The following is a 20076-nucleotide window of genomic DNA, read 5'->3' on the forward strand; positions in this document are numbered from 1 at the left end:
TTGACCAGTAATCTCATCTTATGGGATAAACACAAAAGTATATGAAAATACTATTTACCCTGAAGGCCTTTTTTGTTGTTTCCATTTGGCAATTCGTTCTATCCCCGCCGTCATATAGTCAGTTAACTTACCAGCTCAAAGCACGCATTACTGGATTAACCAGCAGCACAGTGGTTATTCGCTATGTATGGCAGGGAATATTCACCTATGACACTATTGGCGTAAAGCAAAGTCAATTTACGCACTCACTGCCCATGACTGACGGCGCTATTGCCACGCTCATACTCAGCCCATCAACCGAATTTCCATTCTGGCTCGAATCCCCGAATATTTCAATCACCGGTACGATGGGGGCGGTCCCCAACATAAAATGTACGGGTACACCCGAAAACGATTGGTTAGAATTGTATCGAAAGACTATCGAGAGACCTTATACCCTTAAAAAACTAGGGAAATCCAGTACAGAGGCCGACCCCATCGTTCTTCAGGAGTACCGGGAAACTCGTCAATTTATCAGCCAGCATCCCGCTACGTTAACGGCAGCTTATTTACTCTACTGGCAAGCGGTCTATGATACGACTATTTTCGATCAGCTAGAACAGCTTCTAGCCAGGCTAAGTCCATCTGCTAAAGCCAGTTATTGGGCCCAAAAGACCGTCACCAGAATAGCTAATGTTAGAAATCGGCCCCGTATTGGCAAAACATTACCCGCTTTCCATTTACTCGATGCCACGGGTAAAACAATATCCCTTGCCTCATTTACGGGTAAATACGTATTGCTAGACTTTTGGGGCACCTGGTGTGTTCCCTGCATACAGGGTATTCCTGAATTAAAGGCAATCCATACCAAATATGGAAGCCGTTTAGCTATTGTCGGTATTGCGTTTGAGCGCCCTACGGATCGAGCGAAGTGGCTGAAAACGATCACCAAATATGGTATGAACTGGACCCAAGCTGCTGAATTTACCAGTGACAAAGAAGGGCTTAATGAGCTTTACAATATTAGAGAATATCCTACTTTTCTTTTAGCTAACCCTAAGGGGATTCTGGTTGCAAAACTTAAGTATGGACAAGTGGAAAGCCAGCTTGATCAACTACTGACTAAATGAGTGTTATCTGGGAATCAATCATGTTCTGACGGATCGATCACGCTTGTCTGCGTCCCACGTAGTTTGTCTCACTTGATCGCTCAGTCTTCTGCAACTTTAGCGAAAATTACGGCAATAGGGAGTATCTATCTTCCATTGACCGCCTTCCTTATATAAACGATACCTGAAATCCTGTGGCGGCATTTTACCACCAACTAGTGCTACAGAATCGACATCTTGATGAAAATTATAGACTGTCCCATCTTTCGCAGCGATCTTCACATCGAAAAGAAGCGTGTCACCAATTCGATAATGTTTCCCAATTTCATAGGATTTAAAATTAGGCATTAAGGTCTCCTGAACGACTTGATCGACGGCCAGGTCCGGCTTAAGTTTAACGAGTTTATTTTTACAGGGATCAGATAAATACGTTGCGGCCTGGGCAGGCTTTTTACTGACTAAAGCATCATAATAATTTTTGAAAGTACGGTGAGCTGAACTACAGCCTATAGTTAGTCCAGCCACCGTTATTAGTAACAGCTTCGTAGCAAATCGGCTTATAAGCGTAAGTTATTTGGTTGAGCGCAAGATACACCGAGTACTATTAGCGGGGAAATAATTTTCGCAGTAATATGACGTAATGTAAGCTTATAGTCCGGTTAAAATACAATTGTGGGCGTTATTAATCAGCCTAATTTTTTTGAGGCTACGTCCAATTAAGCCGGGCTAATTCGTTTTATTAAATTCATAAGCCGGTAAATCCTGAGCCCTGCCTAAATCGAAATACATCCGGTCCTTATTTATGTATAAAACGGGATTGCGGACGTACCAGTTGTCTTCTCTAGGCTGGGCATTGGTGTTAATCTGTAGATAGGAGCTTGCCTGATAGTCTATCTTAACTAGCGCATAGTCAACCTTGTCAATTTGGATACCGTCTTGGACAACACGGATCTGGTTCTCATCGATCACCAGTTCTACATTTGGTAGCGTGGTGTTAAGAAGTATGGACGATTCCTTCGTCAATTTCCACTTGCCAGGCAACCACGCCTTTGCCTGCTGCAAATCCAGTGTATATTCTTTTAAGGGATAAAGGGTGGGATCAATCTGGGCTGTTTTGTGACAGCTTATATTCCCGAAAGTTATTAGCAGCAGCAAGGGTAAAGCGATATTTTTCATAGCTCAATGAATTAGCTTATTCTCGAACAGGACCCTAAAAAAGATAGTGACGTTGGATTTGGGCTGTATTTACTTTTTTCAACTACATGCCCTGTGTCAGGAGATTTCTTTCAGACTGAATCAGTTCGTTTTCCCTTTTATTTGATAAGCCAGCGCGACTAGTAATAACAGAAGAGCGATGAAACCCAGAGCTACAGACAGGGAAAAACGATAGGCAATAAAACCCAACAAAGCCGGCCCAGCCAGTAGACCCGTGTAGCCGATTGTTGTGATAGCCGGTATACTCATTGTTGGCGAAATACCGGGCAATCGACCAGCCGCGCTGAAAAATATCGGTACGATATTGGCTACACCTAAACCCAGTAGCACAAAGCCGACTAATCCGCCCCAAACCCAGGGGCTCAGAATCGCAATCAACAAACCGGCGGCCCCCACTAAACTGCCAGCCACAACAACCGTTTTGCCGTTCAGGCGCGCCACTAGTTTATCCCCCACCAAGCGCATCGTCGCCATAGCGACAGAAAAAGCCGCGTAGCCTACGCCCGCAAGCGCTACGTCAATTCCTTTGACATCCCGCAAAAAGATGGCACTCCAATCGAGAATTGATCCTTCCGCCAAAAAAACAGCAAAGCACATTAGCCCCAGGAAAAGTACACGGCCATGTAGCCAGCCGAAAGGTTGCTTACCTTCCGTTGGCTCCTCATTGGTTGTCGAGAATCGAGCCATAACCTGTCGTTCAACTTCGGCAGGAAATAAGTGCTTGTATTGGGTTAACGTAATGCCGATCATCAACAAGGCAATACTGACAATCGCATAGACAGGATCGAGGCCCAGTTTAATCAGAAAGCCCAGACCCAGGGAACCGAACAGACCACCTACACTAAAGAGGCCATGCAAGGAAGACATGATAGGTTTTCCATACAGATTCTGCACCTGCACGCCATGGGCGTTCATGGCTACGTCAACTGCACCAATGGCTGACCCGAATACAAAGATTGTTAGGGCCATAGCAACGGTAGTGGGAAAGAGCAGCAACAGTGGCAGAGCAAGTGCAATTACCAGGGCAGCATAAACCATGACAAGGCGGCTTCCGAAACGGCTCACCAGCCAACCTGAAGTCGGCATCATTAGCATGGCCCCAGCTCCCAACAGCAGCAGTAACAATCCCAGATTAGCGTCGTTCAAGCCTAACCGATCTTTGGCAAAAGGAACCATGGGCGCCCAACTGGACATACCCAGGCCGCAGACAAAGAATACCAACTGAGTTGCCAGGCGTGCCTTTAATACATCTCCGGTTGGTGTTATCTGGTTCACAGTCATAGCACTAGCAGGTCGTTCTTTTAAAAATATAGCGTGCAAAAATACGGCTACATTGTTCCAGAATCTATTATCCAGCGGCAGTACGTTTACCCCCGATACAATGAATACTTCCTCTTTATGAGTACCTATTCTCCGTTTCTCCAATATTTATTGAGTGCCAGTGCTGTCGTGTGACAGCACTGGCCGGCTGGTAAAGCCACGTAAATTAATTGACGAGATTATTTTCAGAAATGGATGGCCAATGAAAATAGACCTCCACTTTATTTTAGGCCTACAATACTTGACTATTTCACATAGGCAATTACATAGGCGCCTTCCAGCAACGACTCCTTTCGTAAGGATTGTATAAACGAAGCATCTTCTTCGCGGGGCTTAACTACCCTGCCCGTACCTTCTAATTCAAATATAATTGGAAGCACATACGTACCCGTATAGGTTTGTTTCTGAGCAGGAAGTTGCTTCATCAAACGATTGACTTCTTCTTGAAAGGAAACATCTACGTTGGCTTGGTTCAATACCTGAACATCGATCACCTTACCCTGGTGATCAACGTTAAATTCGACATACACTTTTGCTACTTTTTCTGCTCGCTGTGCCGCTGCCGGATAACGTATCGCCTGGGCTATTGCCTGACGAAAAGCCCAATCATTACCCAACGAATGATCAATAGCTTGTGACTGTGATACGAAAGGAATTAGTAAAAGCATCCCTAGATAAGCGAATAAGGTTTTCATAGCTATTAGATTTTGACGTAAAAAAGTCTATCTACTAAAGATGCCTATTTCCAACAGAATCCATAACTATTACAGTATTTACCAAGTAAGTATTTATTCACCAACTCCTTAGTTTTATGCAAGCTGTTTTAGAACGAATTCATTGCCACTAAACACCTTAACCGTCAAAACGATGCTTTGACAGGGCCGAAAAACATTATAAAAACAAACAGATGTCGACGCTTCGTTATATAGACGCTAGCGCACTATCCAGATCAGCTATGAGGTCTTCAACGTTTTCGATACCCACGGAATAGCGAATCAGGCTTTCGGGTATACCCAACTGAGCCCGCTGTTCTTCCGTCAGTTCGACATGGCTGGTCGTACGGGGCGGTCCGGCCAACGTACTTACCGAACCCAGGCTGGCGGCCAGGTGTACGAATCGGAGCCTGGGCAAAAATTTCTTTACGTCATCATAACTACCGTTCAGGGAAAAACTCATCATTCCACCAAAACCCGACATCTGCGATCTGGCAATGTCATGACCCAGGTGGGTAGACAGCCCTGGATAAAATACATCATTGACTTTTGGGTGCGCTTTCAGGAACTGGGCAATTTTCAGCGCCGATGTATTCTGGCGTTCGATACGTAGTTCGAGGGTTTTCATGCCACGAGCAATCATATACGCCGGGTCGGCCTGTAGGCTGGCGCCGTTGATTTCTCGAAAACGGAACACTTTTTCGACCAGTTCCTGCGTCCCGGCCAGCACCCCTCCCATCGCGTCGGAATGACCGCACAGGTATTTAGTAGCACTGTGCAGCACCAGATCGGCTCCTAAGCTCAGCGGATTCTGATTGATGGGCGTAGCGAACGTATTGTCGACAACAACCACTGCCCCGACGCTTTTCGCAGCCGTTGCCAGTCGCTTGATGTCAACGATTTTAAGGGTTGGATTGGTGGGCGTTTCCAGATAGACCAGATCACAGCCTTTGGCAATTTCAGCCTCCAATTGTTCGTGATCGGTGGTATCACATAACGTAACGTTGACGTTATAACCGGGCAGGAAATCAAGGAATAACCGGCTGGCTCCGCCGTAGGTATCTTTGAGCGAAACAACCCGCTTACCCGGCCCAAGCAGTGCAAACAACGTATTGCTAATGGCACCCATACCCGTGGCAAAGGACGTAGCGGCTTCGGCTCCTTCCAGTATACGTACTTTCTCTTCAAACACGTGGACCGTTGGGTTGGTATTTCGGCTATAAATGTATCCGCTGGCTTTGCCGGTCGCTACGTCGTACCACTCGTCGAGGTCGTCATAGGCATACGTAACACTGTTGATGATAGGTGGAGTTGTGGCTCCCTGAAAAAACCGCTCTGTTTCACCAGCCCAAATGGCGGTCGTTCCTTTCTTCTGCTTCGAAAAATCCATGTAGATCAGGTGTATAATTAGTAGGCAATCGGCTCTGTTTTAGCGGGTAAAATACACTTTTTGATGGCCCCGTTTTCTACTTTGTAAATAGCAACAGCTTGGATAGTTGGCTGATTGGGATTGATTGTGACTTTCTCGTGATCAATCACCGTGTTGTTGATCACTATCCGGTTAGCGATTTCACAGTGTAGCGATTTCGCCTGGCTAAACAACGTACCGTATTGCTTCCGCATCGCTTCCTTACCCTTCGCGAGTAGTTTGTCTGGTAGATCATAGAGTTCAATATCATCTGCGTATGTTGCCAGAAACGCATCAATGTCGCGGGCATTGTAGGCGTCCACCTGTTTCTGAATTAAACTTTCGGGAGTTATGTCAACGGTTTCGCCTGATTCGCGATTGACCGGCTGCACGGCTACAGCTACGTACTGGCTTGTTATCGCCTGGGCTGATCGATTAGCGATCATCGATTGGCTGTAGGCCGTTAACGTACCACCAATTAATAGCAGACTTGCACAGATTCTTTTCATAAAGGAGTAAGGGATAAACGTTGACATTTCAGCTACTACGTTCTGTGTACTGATTCAATCAGATACGTACTCAGAAAACACCTGGCCGCCCCATTAATAACCGACTGATGGGGCGATAATCCGTAAATTCAACATCGGGGGCTACGTAGCCCGGTTTCACAGGTTCTTCACGAACGAGATCGGTGCTCAGGTATTTTTTGTTGCTGTCGCACAGAATGGTCACTACACGCGCATCGGGGGCCATTTCGGTCTGTAAATTAATCGCGCCAATAAGATTAGCCCCCGACGAAATACCAATGGCAATGCCCAGCTGCAACGCCAGCTTCTGCGCTACCAGAATCGAGTCGCCATCGCTGGCCTGTACGACGTGATCCAGCTCGTTTAGCTTCAGAATATCGGGGATAAATTCATCGAAAAAGCCCTGAATCCGGTGCGAACCCGTTTTATACCCCACCGATAACGTCGGCGATTCGGCTGGCTCAAGTGGGTGAATCCGAATGTCGGGTTTCCGGGATTTGAGATAGCGTCCCACGCCCATGACCGTTCCTCCGGTTCCAACGCCAGCCACGAATGCGTCGGGCGTAATGTCGACACTCTGGAGTTGCAGCCATATTTCCTTGCCGGTTGTCAGCCGGTGCGCTTCAGCATTGTACTGATTGGCAAACTGGCGGGGCAAAAATACATGCGGATCGGCAGCGGCCATTTCTTCCGACCGTCGAATAGCCCCCATAAAACCACCCTCTTCTTTTGTAAACAAAATAATGTCGGCCCCCAAGCTGCGGATGATGTCGATACGTTCCTGGCTGATACCCGCAGGCATAATGATGGTTACGGGGTGGCCTAGTGCCCGCCCGACTGCCGAAAAAGCAATACCCGAACTCCCGCTGGTCGCTTCAACAATCCGGTCGCCGGGCTGAATGTGCCCCTGTCGATACGCCTGATGCAGTACGTGGAGCGCCATCCGGTCTTTCATACTACCGGTGAGGTTGTAGTGCTCACATTTTACGTAAAGCGACCGGGGCTGGCCCTTGTAGGTATAAAATAGCTCCAGCATCGGCGTATTGCCGACCAGATGCCAGAGGTGTTCAAATTTTTCCTGAATAGCCGGTGTAATGCCGGTCTCGGTGGGTACTATCATTATAGGCTGTTAAGAAAGGCAGGTACACCACTCACATGTACACTCCTTTAGTTGTCATGATAGGGTAAAAATAAAGACCGTTTTTCGTTTCTGACTTAGTTGTAAAGATTTTATTCGACAGAAGCGATCTTTCTGAGTGCTTGACAGAGAACAGTTTGGCTCCTTCGGTAAGGAATTCTGAGACGCAGTCAGATTTTAATGTTAACCTTCCAACGATTCAGCAACCGTTTGTGTCTACCCTTGAAACGATCCCTTACCGTATGAAACGCCTGTTTGCCTTTATCTGCCTGTTCGTCGTTGCGGGCTGCAATCTGTTTGAGCCTACGTACTCTGAAGGTAGCTTTCCTACAACCGTTGTTAACCTTGGCGAAGTCAATTCGGCTTATGATGACTACAATTCGACCAGTCACGTCGTTGGTGGCGTAATGGCGTTGGTATTTTCTTCAAAAAGGGGTGGCCGAACCGATTTTGATTTTATTCATGAATCCCTCAATACGTTATTTGATCTGAAAGGAGGAAAATTCTCGTTCGACAATCATCCGTATGGGGGCCTGGATGTAGTAGCAGAGCAGTCAACGCTGACATGGGCTACGTATGTCGTGAACACGCCAGCCAACGAACTGGGGCCGTACATACGTTCGTACGAACATGACTTACTCAGTGCCGATGTGTACTCTAACTACAACCACCATGGCGAGTATATGATGCTGTTTGCGTCGGACCGAACGGGGAATTTGGATATCTATCTGACGCATAACTATCAGGATTCGGTCAAATCGGTTAATGGGTCATCAAGTCCGCTCAGTAATAAAAACTTCACAGCGCCCGTCTCGATTCCTTTCCTGAACTCCACAGCCGATGATGCGTATCCGACGTTCGACCAGACGAACAGCTCAATCTATTTTACCTCAAACCGGGATGGATCTTTTGCTATTTACAAAGCTCCCTTGCCAACCATCAACCCCAATGAGTTACACAGGCAATTGCCGAAATTAACCAACGTAGCAATCGAACGCGTGTCGGAATTATCGTCCTCTGCCGACGACAAATGCCCGTTTATTAGTGACAATACGTTGGTTTTTACTTCAAACCGAGCTGGTGGGTTTGGTGGCTACGATCTGTATTATAGCAAATGGGATGGCAGCCGATGGTCGGCTCCAGTTAATTTCGGGGCAGACATCAATACGTCCTATGATGAGTACAGACCCATTTTGTGTAATCTCCAGCAATTCAGCAATCAGTTAATGATCTTTTCCTCGAATCGGCCAGGCGGAAAAGGCGGCTTTGATTTATATAGAGTCGGTATACCCAAATAAACAACTGCTTTTGACAGAAGATAAAACTATTGGGGATACGAGGCAAAATCGTTAAGGTTTAGCGGTTAAAAGTTCTTCCAGTTTCTTGCCCAGTGCTTCACCGCGAATATCTTTGGCAACAATTTTTCCATCGGGACTCAACAGGAAATTTTGAGGAATAGACCGGACGGCATACTGTTTTGCCACTTCATTATCCCAGAATTTCAAATCCGATACGTGTGTCCAGTCGAGGCCATCTTTATGAATGGCTTTCATCCAGGCTTCCTTCGCGTTGGGCCGGTCGAGCGAAACACCCAGCACCGTAAAGTTTTTGTCTTTATACTGTTGAAAGTTCTTCACTACGTTTGGATTTTCAACCCGGCATGGGCCGCACCAGCTTGCCCAGAAATCAATTAATACGTATTTTCCCCGGAAGCTGCTCAGCGCTACGGCTCTGCCAGCCGTATCGGTCTGGGTAAATTCAGGGGAAATTGACCCGATCGAAGTAGCTTTAATACCAGCCAGCATTTTGGCGTACTCCTTTCCGGATTTACTGTTTTTTACGGCACCCGACAGGCCATCAAACAGGGGGCTTACTTCGGCATAGTCTGGTGTATAATCGTACTGCTGCAACACATCCAGGCTCACCACCGTATTGGGATTTTCCTGGATAAATTGGGCTTTGATTTTCTTTTGCTCGGCCTGAATTGCTTCGTTACGTTTGTCTATGCTTTCTTCAAACGCTTTCGATTTTTTCTGTACGTCCGTGGCCGACTGGTAATCTTTCATCAGTTGCGCCATTTTATCGGTACTCGATTTGAGCATCGTCTTTAGCTTCTGATAATCAACATTTAGGGGCGTTCCACCAATCGTTGCGTTTTCCAGTACATCGGCACTATTGACTGTAATGGTGCCGGGCTCCAGATAGATGAGCGCATACGATTTATCGACGAACAGGGCGACCTGCTTAGGCTCTTCGATAGTTCCTTTAATGGAGAACGCTCCATTCTGAATCTGGGCTGAATCTGCGTGTATATCACTACCGATTCGGTAACGTACATACGCCTTTGTTGGCGATTTGATGCCAGCCAGTTTTCCGTCAATGGTATACGAGCCTCCCTGTGCCCATAGCACCGTAGGGATCAGGAGCAGTACAATCGCAAAATAGTTTTTCATAAGGTTGATTCGTTTGCGGGTTCAATAATGTATAAACATAGGCAAAAAAACAAATTCAGGATTATCTAACTCCCTGAAAACTAGGCCAGACAATCCCGAATTTACGTATTAAAAACAGAAGCGTTTATGGTTTCGGCTCACCCGTTGAGCTGCTTCCACTTACGGGCGCCAGTGAGTTGATCCAGGCGGCAATTTTCAGCGCATCATTTTTAGGCACCTGCGGCATAGGCGGCATTTCGGTTGAATAGTCAGGCCAATGCTGCGGTTTGGGATTATAGATCAGCTCAACAATCTGATCGTTGGTATACCGCCGTTTCGCTACGTCGGCAAAAGCCGGACCAACCTGCCGTTTGTTTGCCTGATGGCAGGCCGCGCAGGTATGGCGAGTCAGTAATCCTTTTACTTCCTCATAGGTCGGAGCTTTTGCCATCGTTACGGCCTGGCCTTCTACCAGCTTGGGCTTGCCGCCTGTTACAGCCTTGGCAGCTCCTTTCTTAGCGGATGCTGGAGCAGTGGCAGCGGCCGGAGCGGTAGCCGGAGCAGCAGCCGAGTTTTTCGTGCTTACACCGCTCATTGCCAGCTTCTCCCCATCGGGTATATTGTTGAGCGTGTAGTAGGCAATGGGATGCACCAGCGAATAAGACCCTTCTGTGGCCCGAACACCATCGAGTGTAAGCTGATGGATGTAATATTTACGAAGGTTATCCACAATCAGACGAGCCTTCAACCCGTCGGCCGAAACCTTTACGCCTTTGATCGGCAGTGCTTCTTTAAAGATTGTCGGGCTACCATACACAGCGTGGTATTTGTAGAGGAAACTTTCAACCCGATAAGATGCCAGATCTTCCGCTGATTTACGGTCAACAGGTTTCGTAAACTCTACTTCAAAGCCGTCGGGCATGGCCTTTACGGTACGCATCTCGAAAGGCATAGCGCCGTTCCAAACCAGGCGTTGCAGCCCTTCGTTAGCTTCCCCGGCCGAGCCCCAACCCCGGTTCGTTTCACCGACAAAAAGTGACCCATCTTTGGCAAAGGCCATACGTAATACACCAGACCGAAATCCGTTTCGGAATTCAATAGCACCGCCCTGGTATTCGCCATTTACTTTTTCCATGAATACCCGCGAAATTTTGCTCATCCCCTGATCGCCCACCAGCAATTGCCCGGAAAACGGTCCGAATGCACCTTGTGGAATTTCCAGAATTTCGGAGTTCGAAATACCAAGAATACCGTGTGGCAGCCAAACAGCGGGAGTTTGAATGTCGACACCCGGAAACTCATCTTTCATTTTGTAGAGCAGGTTCGGCGTTTCATTAACGACGTTTTCGGGTTTGATAGCCCGCCCGTTTTCGTCTCTACGCCGACGCTCGTCAACCTTGGCATCAAACTGTTCGGTCGTTAGTTTAACCGGTGAATTCGCCATGCCCGTCCAGCGCAAACCCGCTGGGTGACCAACAAAAGCACCTTTTTTGACGTGTACAACGCCACCCGAACCCATCCAGTCGCCCTGGTTGTCGGCGTAGAAAAGTTCACCATCAAAAATACCCAGTCCACAAGGCGACCGCATACCCGTAGCCCAGGGCTGCATGGTGCCGTTTTCGTTGATTTTCATAGTCCAGCCTCTCCAGGGAACCCGGCTTTCACCCCGCCACCACTCTTCATCGCCAAACGCTACGTTGCCCGTAACGAAAAACTGCCCGTCGGGTGCGATTTTCGGACCAAAGCTGTATTCGTGATAATGCCCCGACAATGGCCAGGCAAACACAGTCTCGAACGTATCGGCTTTTCCGTCATGGTTGGCATCGGTAAGTTTGGTGAGTTCACCCCGCTGAGCGCAGAAAAGGGCACCGTCTTTATACGTTAAACCCAGAATTTCGTGCAAACCGGAGGCATACTTCCGGAAAAAAGGCTTGCGGCTGGTTGGGTTTTCCACAATCCAGATGTCGCCCCGGCGTGTAGCTACGCCCAGATTACCATCGGGCAGTACGGTCAGCCCACCCACTTCGAGTAAGGTACCTTCGGGCGCTGTTACCTTAAGGATTTTAAAGAAATCTTCTTCTTTCGGTGATTCCTGCGCTTGCAGAGCAACCGGTGTCATCGCTGAAAGCAGAGCGACTGCAACCGAACGAAAAAGGGTTTTATGTATGAGGTTCATGATTATTTCTAACGGATACTGATTAATGGATACTGCATAAGAAGTATGGCAAAGCGCCATTTTTCAGTACACAGTTCACATTAGTCATTAAAACAGAATTGAGTACGTTATTTTTCCTTTCACTGGAACAATCAGTTCCTGTCGCCCATTGCTTTCCCGAATGGCGGGTTTAGCCCCCGATACGTCGTCTATCCGTACGTATTCCTGACCGTCAACGAGGTACATACCGTTTTCCAGAGCACTGATGCTCGTGCCGCTGATTAGACGAGCGTAGAGATCACCTGCTGGATTGGCGACAGTTACTTCGCGCTGAATTCCTTTTCCTTCGTTTAATACGCGGATTTTGTCATCTACTGAAGCCCCATAGCTCTGATAACGGAACGTAGGCCGGTCGTTATCATCCAGTACGTAGCCCTTCGGACGGTAGCCAGAGCCGGTCGTATCAGTCATCCAGTTAGCCTGTGGCGAAGCAAGCTTGGTCAGAAACAGCGTAGGGGCACCGAGTCGTTGTACCATACCCATAGGCCGCGAGGAACCATCACCCCGGTCGTGCCACATCGGCGTCGTATCCAGAAAATCCCCCCGCCAAACCTGCACCAGCGCGCCTTTGTCCAGATCATATGTATAGTGCACATGCTCAGGGCTTCCAACCGATACGGCATGCGTAACACGTAGCGTACGGCCCTGCGTATTTTTCTCGCCGGGCATATCCATAAAGCTACGTAGCATCGTATTCGTCGAGGCATCGACAATGATTGGGTCTACTTCTTCGCCCGACCCGCCAGCCATATCACTAACGGCGTATTCACGAATTCCCGGCCCGGCCATAGTTAGTCCCAGAGCGGGTTGTGCCCAGTCGACGAATTTTGAATAGAGCAACTCAAAAGGCAAATCACCCTTGGGCAGTGTAGCCTGCCCTTTTGCATTCCATTCAGCGGGTGAAATCACCATCTGGTTGTTAATTTTCATCATGCCGCCCCCGCCCGGTACACCCAGGTTGAACCGGTATTCGCCGGGCTCGGAAACCCGAAGTGTTCCTGTATAGCGAATCAGAAACTCGTTTGGAATGCGGCTCACCGAAGCGGACAGCACCGTTATGGCTCCTTCCGACTCAGGCGCAGTTTTATCGTACTCAGGCTCTTTCTGAAATTTGCCTTTGTACACGGCATACTTCAGGTTGAGCAGTTCAGGGCGGGGTTTGTCGTAGGCAACGTAACGAATGTTGCGAATGGCCACCGCACCATGATCGCCCTGAATCCGAAGCGGCCCAACGGGTTTTTCATCCGCGAAAGCTGAGCCACGGGTTGGACCTGTCAATTCGACATCTTCCTGAATAACGACACCGTTCAATTCGACCCGAATGACACGGCCATTTTCGGTTTTCTGACCATTAGTGTTGAAACGGGGCGCCTGAAACGAAATCTTGATATGTTGCCACAAGCCGGGTGCCCGGCTGGCATTCTGACGGGCCGGATGACCTTCGTACCCTTTCTGGCCGTCAGTACGTTTTTCGTCCCAACGTTCATAAACGGCACCGTTATCATGCACGTTCGGGGTGCGGATTGTCCAGCTATCGCGCAGCTGTACCTCGTAGCGTCCCTGCAGATACACGCCGGAGTTGGAATTGGCAGCCATCATGTAATCCAGTTCCAGATCAACATCACCGTGCTGTAGCGTCGTGAAAAGATCGTATTTGTACGGATTTTTCGGGTCGGCTGGTGCTTTTTCCAAAGGGATATTTACCAGCGTACCCGTACCCTTTTCGGTGATAAGTGTGTTGTCTTTATTCAGATCAGCGCGGACGTTGCCCGCAATTCGCCAGTTTGACGTGGGCGATGCAAAGGCACTTAGATCAGTAAGAGGAACCGGCACACCCGGCGTCGGAACAGGCTGAGCCAGCACCAGTTGTGCAGCAAAACTGCACCCAATGCCCAGCAGCCCGTAAGAGCGACTTTTAAAGAAGAAATTAACCATGTAATGAGGAAATTTTTGAGCCGAAATTTACCAATTTTTCTTCGAAAAAGGACGTAAATCGACATTTATCCTATCTTTGAACGTTTTACCCGTGCGTTCATTAATCCGAATCATTCTCCATGAAAAAAGTACAAGTATCGCTTGCCGTCTGCATCGGTATGGCCAGTCTTTCCTTTACCAACCAGGCTATAGCGCAGACCCAACCTTCCAAACAAACACCCGAATCGACGGAGATTTGGGAGCCGGTTCCTCCAGTCGTTACGCCCGGTAAAGTGACGGCTAACACCAGTGGCATCACGCCCCCGTCCGATGCCATTGTGCTGTTTGATGGTAAAAACACCAACGAATGGGTGGCTATCAAAGGATATTCGCCTGCCAGCTGGGAGAAAACCAACGAAGGACCGCTCAAATGGCCGGTAACCGATGGTGTGATGTATTCGACGAAAGGCTTTTCAGCGCGCTCAAAGCAGGAATTCAATGATTTTCAGCTGCACTTAGAGTTTAAAACGCCCGAAAAAGTTGAAGGAAATAGCCAGGGACGCGGTAATAGCGGGGTGTTTTTGCAAGGTCGTTACGAGCTACAGGTGCTGGACAACTACAACAACCCGACGTACGTAGATGGCATGGTAGGTTCTATTTACAAACAGGCGATTCCGTTGGCTAACCCAAGCCGTCCTCCCGGAGAATGGCAGACTTATGACGTTATTTATCAGGCGCCACGTTTCAACAAAGCGGGTATGATGACCGATTATGCCTACGTAACGGTTCTGCTCAATGGCGTACTGGTGCAGAATCACGCTGCCATCCGTGGAACAACCGAATACATCGGCTATCCGAAAGTACAGCCTCACGGCGCAGGCCCGATTCTGTTGCAGGATCATGGCAATCCGGTTGGCTTCCGCAACATATGGGTTCGGCCTCTATAATTGCAGGTCATACAATCAGTTAATAATTGCCCCCGGTATTTGCCGGGGGCTTTTTTGTATCATTGCAGATACAGCCGTCACTTTGTTTATTGTCAGCTAGTTAGCACACGTACTCCCATTCACTATGCGCTTTTTTCTACTCACTATCCTCACAGCTATGTTGTTGACGGGCTGTTCGACAACCACCGTTTACATTGTTCGTCATGGCGAGAAAGTAAACGAGTCCGACACCACCAATCTAAATGCCGCCGGAATGCAGCGGGCGCTTGTTCTGGCTGATACGCTGGCGACCAAAGGCATCGACTCCATTTTTACGACGCCTTATCGACGCACCCGCCAGACAGCCGAGCCACTGGCGCAGCGTATAAACGTGCGATTGACAGACTATCCAGCCAAACCCAATGATGCTATTGTGAACCGTGTTAGCCAGATCCGAAACAAAACGGTGCTGATTGTTGGCCATAGCAACACAATTCTGGACATCGCCAAAGGGCTTGGCGGACAACCAGTAATGACCAGAATTGAGTCCGGGGATTTTGATAATCTGTTTCGTGTCCGTATTCATCGCGGCCTGTTCGGGAAATCCGTTTCTTTTGCTCAAACTACGTATGGGCAGCTAACTCCTCCCTAGGTGACTGCCCCCGTTCGAAACCGTCCAAATAGTCTGCTTCCTTAAATCATACAAATGCAGTATTGACGAAAGGAATTGATCAAAATACTTTTGTTACGTTCATTCCAGACGTTTCGCTTACCCACTTTCAGCCATGAAAACCTATCCATTTGCCGTTCCCGGCTTGACGCTAGGCTTACTACTGTCGTTGCTGCACTGGCAGAATACACTGGCAGCAACCGATGCTATACCAAAACCGATTCCCAGACTGGTTGAGCGCATTACCCCCAATACGTACAAAGGCAGGCAGATTGCCGTTGGCAGCGGTGGCGGGTTTACGGGGGCCTGGTCTATGTATTATCTCTTCGATAATGGTCGACTCTTTGGCCGACACAGCCGCGACACAACGTTTACCTTTATTGGTCAGCAGTCAACGGCTCGTACAAAGCGTCTGTTCAACTCGGCGGAAATTACCTGTAAAATCAAAAAGACCAAATTCGACCATCCTGGTAACCGCTACAAGTTCGTTCAGTGGCGCAAGGGGAAACTAAGCTATAAAGTAAGCTGGGGGCACTGGGCAAAAAAGTGCCCGCTACGTATCCAAAGTTTTATGACTCGTTTATGGCCATCATTCCGCCTAAGTCACAATTGAAATAAGCGAAAAACGTTGGCGTAGTCCCTGATCGTAAGGACATAATCGATCGAAATCAGTTTAACAGCAAAACCCGAACCTTCATGAAACCACTTCTCCTATTCCTGGCACTGCTGACGGCTGCCCAGGCGCTGGCGCAACAGCCAGGTGCTGGTTTTGGCCGCAAACTTAAAACAACATCCCCGACACCTGGCCTGGCCGAACGGTTAAACGCAAAGGTTATCCCGGTGGCGAAAGGTCAGCAACTACGGATAGCTCCCGGCATTCTCAGATCGGCTTTGCAACCTCTCCGGCTACGAGTTATACGTGATTCCGTTACGGGCTTGCCGGTGTTTATTGAGCGAAAAAACAACTCCGTGGCTGGTACAACCGCATCCAAAAACAACCGAGCCCGAATGTCAGCGGCAGCCGCTATGTCCGCTACGTATCAGTTTATGACGCAGGTACGTGGTTTGCTTAAACTGGAAAACCCGGAAGCCCATTTTACGGTAGCTCGAACCGAAACCGATGAGCTTGGGCAGATGCACGTCCGTTTAACGCAACTGCACCAGGGTATTCCTGTATTGGGTTCAGAACTGGTAGCGCACTTGACGGATGGTGATGTCACGGTGCTTAATGGTCGTTACCAGCCCGTGCCTGCTAACCTGGCCACAATCCCAAAACTGGCCCTGTCTGACGCATCGGACCGCGCTCTTCAGGATGTTCGTAAAACATCCATAGTACGTTCGTTTGGCGACAACGTACTGAACATGAAATCGTCGGAGGGGGCGTTGTGCGTGTTTCCACTAGCCGATGGCAAGGCGAAACTGGCCTATCAACTCACGGTACGGCCTAATCTGCTCGAACGCTGGGAGTATGTGATTGATGCGCAGACGGGCGATGTGCTGGATAAATACAACCATACCTGTACGGTTGTAGCCCCATCCGTTCAGGCATCAGCACGCGACCTGAACGGCGTAACGCGCTCTTTCCAGACGTATCAGCAAGGGGGCACATACTATATGATCGACGCATCGCGCCCCATGTTCAAAGCATCGGAGTCAAAAATGCCCAGCAGCCCAGTCGGGGCCATCTGGACAGTCGATGCACGAAATTCGAACAGCGAAGACCCAAAACTTTACCAACTTACATCCAGCACCAATGCAGACTGGAGCCCAACGGCGGTGTCGGCTCACTACAATGCGGGAGTAGCCTATGATTATTATCTGAATACGTTTAACCGCAATGCATTAAGTGGTAATGGAGCCACCATGATTTCTTTGATTAACATCACCGATGACGATGGCAAAGGACTTGATAATGCCTACTGGAACGGCAAAATTATGGCCTATGGCAATGGTCGGCTGCTTAAACCGCTGGCGGGTGGACTGGATGTAGCCGGCCACGAAATGACACACGGAGTGATTCAGAATACCGCCAATCTGCAATACAAAAATCAGTCGGGTGCCATTAATGAATCAATGGCCGACGTATTCGGGGCCATGATTGACCGTAGCAACTGGACAATTGGCGAGCAGGTTGCCACCCCAAACCTGCTGCCATCGGGCGCACTGCGCGACCTGTCGAATCCGAATCAGGGGGGCAAAGCCAAAGATCCGAATGGCTATCAGCCGGCTACGATGACCCAATATGAGACAACCGCCGACGATAATGGAGGTGTACACATCAATAGCGGAATTCCGAATTTTGCGTTCTACAAATTCGCTACGGCCGTCGGTAAGGAGAAAGCCGAGAAAGTTTACTATCGCGCGCTTACGACCTATCTGGTACGTACGTCTCAGTTTCTGGACCTGCGGTTAGCCGTTATCAAAGCCGCTGGTGATCTATTTGGCGCAAGCGGAGCCGAAGTGACAGCCGCCAAAAATGCGTTCGATGCGGTGGGGGTTGTGGAGGGAACACCGACCACTCCCGGCAAACAGCCTGATCTGCCCGTAGCCTCCGGCCAGGACCTGCTTCTACTGGCCGACGCTGATGACTCAAAATTATACGCAACGGTAATTGGCGCAAATCCAGCCAAATTTGACCAGAAATCCGCCCTCGGCCTGATGCACCGCCCCAGCGTAACAGACGACGGAAAATTCGCCTATTACGTAACTACCGACAAACGGATTCGGGCCGTTAACCTGACGGGCACACCTACTGAAAGCGTAATTTCGGATGAAACGATCTGGGACAACGTAGCGATTTCGAAAGATGGGACTAAACTTGCCGCTCTTACCGCCGACCGCGACGGCTCCATCTATGTGTACAGCTACGCTAAAAAACAGTGGGCCGAATTTAAGCTCTATAATCCGACGTATACAGAGGGTGTCCAGACGGGCGATGTTCAATATGCGGATTCATTCGAGTGGGATTTCGCGGGTGAAAACATTGTTTATGACGCCTATAATGCGCTGCAGAATAACAGTGGCGATGCGGTCGATTACTGGGATGTCGGCTTCATCAACGTCTGGGACAATAAAACCGGCAATTTCACGAATGGAGACATTGAGAAACTGTTCGCGAATCTGGAAGAAGGCGAAAGTATCGGAAACCCATCCTACTCAAAAAATTCGCCCGGTGTAATTGCCTTCGATTACGTCAATGACAAAGACGGGACCTATTACGTTGTTGCCACCGATCTGAGTACGTCGGATTTAAAATTAGTCTATGAGAATAATACATTAGGATTCCCGAGCTATTCCCGACTAGATAACAAACTGGTTTTCACTACCGAATCGGGTTCGACTGAATCGATAGCAGCTATTAATCTGGCTGCCGATAAACTGTCGCCATCCGGAACAGCCTCTGTACTTTATTCTGGAGCAAAATGGCCAGTCTGGTACACGCAGGCAACGCGCGTTATTCCTACCAAAACAGCGCAGACCATTACGTTTGATGCTATTACGGACCGCTACGTTAATCAGGGCGACCTCAGCCTCAAAGCCACCTGTTCGTCTAACCTGGCCGTTAGTTTTCTGGTACGTAGCGGCCCGGCAACCCTTACTGGTTCAACACTGAAATTCAGCGGTCCCGGAACCGTTACGATACGTGCGTATCAGGATGGCAATGATCTTTTTGCCGCAGCAACGCCCATCGACCGGACATTCCAGGTGCTGGTTGTGACAGAAACCGAGCCTGCGCTGGCCGATGCTGTGACGATTTATCCCAATCCAGCCAACACGACGCTAACCGTAGATTTATCGGGCAAAGAAACCTTTGAGAGCTTATCACTACGAACGCTTACAGGCCAGACGATTCTTCAGCCAAACCTTCGAGGCCGTCAGAAAATGGCGATACTGGAAGTTGGGCATTTACCCAAAGGACTTTATTTGTTGCACATACAAACCCCTACCGGAACGGCTACGAAGAAGGTGCTGAAGGACTAATCATGAACGGATGTTTCTTTTCAGCGCTTTATCCGTCTATTCAACAAAAATTATATATTTGAGTATGTTTCTAGAAGAACGCGTTGAGCAATTAGAAGCCCTGGCCGTTGACCAGGCTCGTCAGATCGACACCATCGCTAAAGGGTTGGCTAATTTAACCGTAACGGTTAATCACCGATTCGATCAAGTGGATAACCGATTCGATCAGGTAGATAACCGTTTTAATCAGGTGGATGATCGATTTAAGCAAGTGGATGATCGATTCGACCAAGTGGAGGGGGATATTGCTATCTTAAAAGAAGGTATCTCTGACCTGAAAAGTGGACAAACGCGCTTAGAAACGACCGTGACCGATATCCAGCAAACGCAGCAATTAATCTTAACGATTCTACAGGATCGACTGAAATAATCAACTCATACCTATAAAGTCAGTGGTCCGTTGGCAAACCTTCAAGTTCACCAACGGACCACTGACTTTATAGGTATTCGCGAAACGCGATTACAACCGCGGGGTGTAAATAAACAACAG

At 48.6% G+C, this 20076-nt stretch carries 17 protein-coding genes; 7 read left to right on the top strand and 10 right to left on the bottom strand.

The window, feature by feature from the left end:
• The first annotated feature begins 41 nt into the window (after nucleotides 1-41).
• A complete protein-coding gene (locus LN737_RS00155) occupies nucleotides 42-1109 on the top strand; it encodes a TlpA disulfide reductase family protein (protein ID WP_405515132.1) in 1068 nt (355 codons plus the stop codon).
• 96 nt (nucleotides 1110-1205) lie between these two features.
• On the opposite strand, the gene LN737_RS00160 is transcribed toward LN737_RS00155, so the two are convergent.
• From LN737_RS00160 to LN737_RS00190, 7 genes are all read right to left on the bottom strand, one after another.
• Nucleotides 1206-1613: a hypothetical protein gene (locus tag LN737_RS00160; protein WP_405515134.1), complete on the bottom strand. Its 408-nt coding sequence runs from the start codon at nucleotides 1611-1613 to the stop codon at nucleotides 1206-1208.
• Between the two features lie 201 nt (nucleotides 1614-1814).
• Nucleotides 1815-2264, bottom strand: coding sequence for a hypothetical protein (locus tag LN737_RS00165; protein ID WP_405515135.1), 450 nt, complete (start codon nucleotides 2262-2264; stop codon nucleotides 1815-1817).
• 120 nt (nucleotides 2265-2384) lie between these two features.
• Nucleotides 2385-3578 (bottom strand): MFS transporter, encoded by a 1194-nt coding sequence (locus LN737_RS00170; RefSeq protein ID WP_405515137.1) that lies wholly within the window; start codon nucleotides 3576-3578, stop codon nucleotides 2385-2387.
• Nucleotides 3579-3868: 290 nt separating this feature from the next.
• Nucleotides 3869-4318, bottom strand: coding sequence for a TonB family protein (locus LN737_RS00175; protein WP_405515139.1), 450 nt, complete (start codon nucleotides 4316-4318; stop codon nucleotides 3869-3871).
• 226 nt (nucleotides 4319-4544) lie between these two features.
• A complete protein-coding gene (locus LN737_RS00180; RefSeq protein WP_405515140.1) occupies nucleotides 4545-5726 on the bottom strand; it encodes a cystathionine gamma-synthase family protein in 1182 nt (393 codons plus the stop codon).
• Nucleotides 5727-5743: 17 nt separating this feature from the next.
• Nucleotides 5744-6253 (bottom strand): nuclear transport factor 2 family protein, encoded by a 510-nt coding sequence (locus LN737_RS00185; RefSeq protein WP_405515142.1) that lies wholly within the window; start codon nucleotides 6251-6253, stop codon nucleotides 5744-5746.
• A 70-nt stretch (nucleotides 6254-6323) separates the two neighbouring features.
• The gene (locus LN737_RS00190) at nucleotides 6324-7391 is read right to left on the bottom strand and encodes a PLP-dependent cysteine synthase family protein (protein ID WP_405515144.1); all 1068 of its coding nucleotides are present in this window, start codon (nucleotides 7389-7391) and stop codon (nucleotides 6324-6326) included.
• A 260-nt stretch (nucleotides 7392-7651) separates the two neighbouring features.
• Between LN737_RS00190 and LN737_RS00195 the strand changes: the two genes are divergently transcribed.
• The gene (locus tag LN737_RS00195; RefSeq protein WP_405515145.1) at nucleotides 7652-8707 is read left to right on the top strand and encodes a TolB family protein; all 1056 of its coding nucleotides are present in this window, start codon (nucleotides 7652-7654) and stop codon (nucleotides 8705-8707) included.
• Between the two features lie 51 nt (nucleotides 8708-8758).
• On the opposite strand, the gene LN737_RS00200 is transcribed toward LN737_RS00195, so the two are convergent.
• The 3 genes from LN737_RS00200 to LN737_RS00210 all read right to left on the bottom strand — a co-directional run bounded on the left by LN737_RS00200 (nucleotide 8759) and on the right by LN737_RS00210 (nucleotide 13991).
• The gene (locus tag LN737_RS00200; RefSeq protein WP_405515147.1) at nucleotides 8759-9862 is read right to left on the bottom strand and encodes a TlpA disulfide reductase family protein; all 1104 of its coding nucleotides are present in this window, start codon (nucleotides 9860-9862) and stop codon (nucleotides 8759-8761) included.
• A gap of 124 nt (nucleotides 9863-9986) precedes the next feature.
• Nucleotides 9987-11960: a c-type cytochrome gene (locus LN737_RS00205; protein ID WP_405520254.1), complete on the bottom strand. Its 1974-nt coding sequence runs from the start codon at nucleotides 11958-11960 to the stop codon at nucleotides 9987-9989.
• A gap of 144 nt (nucleotides 11961-12104) precedes the next feature.
• The gene (locus LN737_RS00210; RefSeq protein WP_405515149.1) at nucleotides 12105-13991 is read right to left on the bottom strand and encodes a family 16 glycoside hydrolase; all 1887 of its coding nucleotides are present in this window, start codon (nucleotides 13989-13991) and stop codon (nucleotides 12105-12107) included.
• Nucleotides 13992-14110: 119 nt separating this feature from the next.
• On the opposite strand from LN737_RS00210, the gene LN737_RS00215 reads away from it, so the two are divergent.
• The 5 genes from LN737_RS00215 (at nucleotide 14111) to LN737_RS00235 (ending at nucleotide 19956) form a co-directional block, all read left to right on the top strand.
• On the top strand, nucleotides 14111-14917 hold the full coding sequence (locus tag LN737_RS00215; RefSeq protein ID WP_405515150.1) for a DUF1080 domain-containing protein: 807 nt from the start codon (nucleotides 14111-14113) through the stop codon (nucleotides 14915-14917).
• Between the two features lie 124 nt (nucleotides 14918-15041).
• On the top strand, nucleotides 15042-15548 hold the full coding sequence (locus LN737_RS00220; protein WP_405515152.1) for a histidine phosphatase family protein: 507 nt from the start codon (nucleotides 15042-15044) through the stop codon (nucleotides 15546-15548).
• 133 nt (nucleotides 15549-15681) lie between these two features.
• Nucleotides 15682-16179 (top strand): FAD-binding oxidoreductase, encoded by a 498-nt coding sequence (locus tag LN737_RS00225; RefSeq protein ID WP_405515153.1) that lies wholly within the window; start codon nucleotides 15682-15684, stop codon nucleotides 16177-16179.
• A gap of 83 nt (nucleotides 16180-16262) precedes the next feature.
• Nucleotides 16263-19547, top strand: coding sequence for a M4 family metallopeptidase (locus LN737_RS00230; protein WP_405515155.1), 3285 nt, complete (start codon nucleotides 16263-16265; stop codon nucleotides 19545-19547).
• A 64-nt stretch (nucleotides 19548-19611) separates the two neighbouring features.
• Nucleotides 19612-19956 carry a hypothetical protein gene (locus LN737_RS00235; protein ID WP_405515157.1) on the top strand — a complete coding sequence of 115 codons (345 nt, stop codon included), beginning with the start codon at nucleotides 19612-19614 and terminating at the stop codon, nucleotides 19954-19956.
• The last annotated feature ends 120 nt before the right edge of the window (nucleotides 19957-20076 follow it).

It is taken from the genome of Spirosoma sp. KNUC1025, from assembly GCF_045160025.1.
Classification (GTDB): domain Bacteria; phylum Bacteroidota; class Bacteroidia; order Cytophagales; family Spirosomataceae; genus Spirosoma.

Excerpts from the sequence above, each read along its gene's own strand:
- LN737_RS00195 (WP_405515145.1), top strand. The coding sequence starts at position 7,652 with ATGAAACGCCTGTTTGCCTTTATCTGCCTGTTCGTCGTTGCGGGCTGC.
- LN737_RS00200 (WP_405515147.1), bottom strand. The coding sequence starts at position 9,862 with ATGAAAAACTATTTTGCGATTGTACTGCTCCTGATCCCTACGGTGCTA.
- LN737_RS00190 (WP_405515144.1), bottom strand. The coding sequence starts at position 7,391 with ATGATAGTACCCACCGAGACCGGCATTACACCGGCTATTCAGGAAAAA.
- LN737_RS00220 (WP_405515152.1), top strand. The coding sequence starts at position 15,042 with ATGCGCTTTTTTCTACTCACTATCCTCACAGCTATGTTGTTGACGGGC.
- LN737_RS00165 (WP_405515135.1), bottom strand. The coding sequence starts at position 2,264 with ATGAAAAATATCGCTTTACCCTTGCTGCTGCTAATAACTTTCGGGAAT.
- LN737_RS00175 (WP_405515139.1), bottom strand. The coding sequence starts at position 4,318 with ATGAAAACCTTATTCGCTTATCTAGGGATGCTTTTACTAATTCCTTTC.
- LN737_RS00155 (WP_405515132.1), top strand. The coding sequence starts at position 42 with ATGAAAATACTATTTACCCTGAAGGCCTTTTTTGTTGTTTCCATTTGG.
- LN737_RS00235 (WP_405515157.1), top strand. The coding sequence starts at position 19,612 with ATGTTTCTAGAAGAACGCGTTGAGCAATTAGAAGCCCTGGCCGTTGAC.
- LN737_RS00205 (WP_405520254.1), bottom strand. The coding sequence starts at position 11,960 with ATGACACCGGTTGCTCTGCAAGCGCAGGAATCACCGAAAGAAGAAGAT.
- LN737_RS00180 (WP_405515140.1), bottom strand. The coding sequence starts at position 5,726 with ATGGATTTTTCGAAGCAGAAGAAAGGAACGACCGCCATTTGGGCTGGT.
- LN737_RS00215 (WP_405515150.1), top strand. The coding sequence starts at position 14,111 with ATGAAAAAAGTACAAGTATCGCTTGCCGTCTGCATCGGTATGGCCAGT.
- LN737_RS00230 (WP_405515155.1), top strand. The coding sequence starts at position 16,263 with ATGAAACCACTTCTCCTATTCCTGGCACTGCTGACGGCTGCCCAGGCG.
- LN737_RS00185 (WP_405515142.1), bottom strand. The coding sequence starts at position 6,253 with ATGAAAAGAATCTGTGCAAGTCTGCTATTAATTGGTGGTACGTTAACG.
- LN737_RS00225 (WP_405515153.1), top strand. The coding sequence starts at position 15,682 with ATGAAAACCTATCCATTTGCCGTTCCCGGCTTGACGCTAGGCTTACTA.
- LN737_RS00210 (WP_405515149.1), bottom strand. The coding sequence starts at position 13,991 with ATGGTTAATTTCTTCTTTAAAAGTCGCTCTTACGGGCTGCTGGGCATT.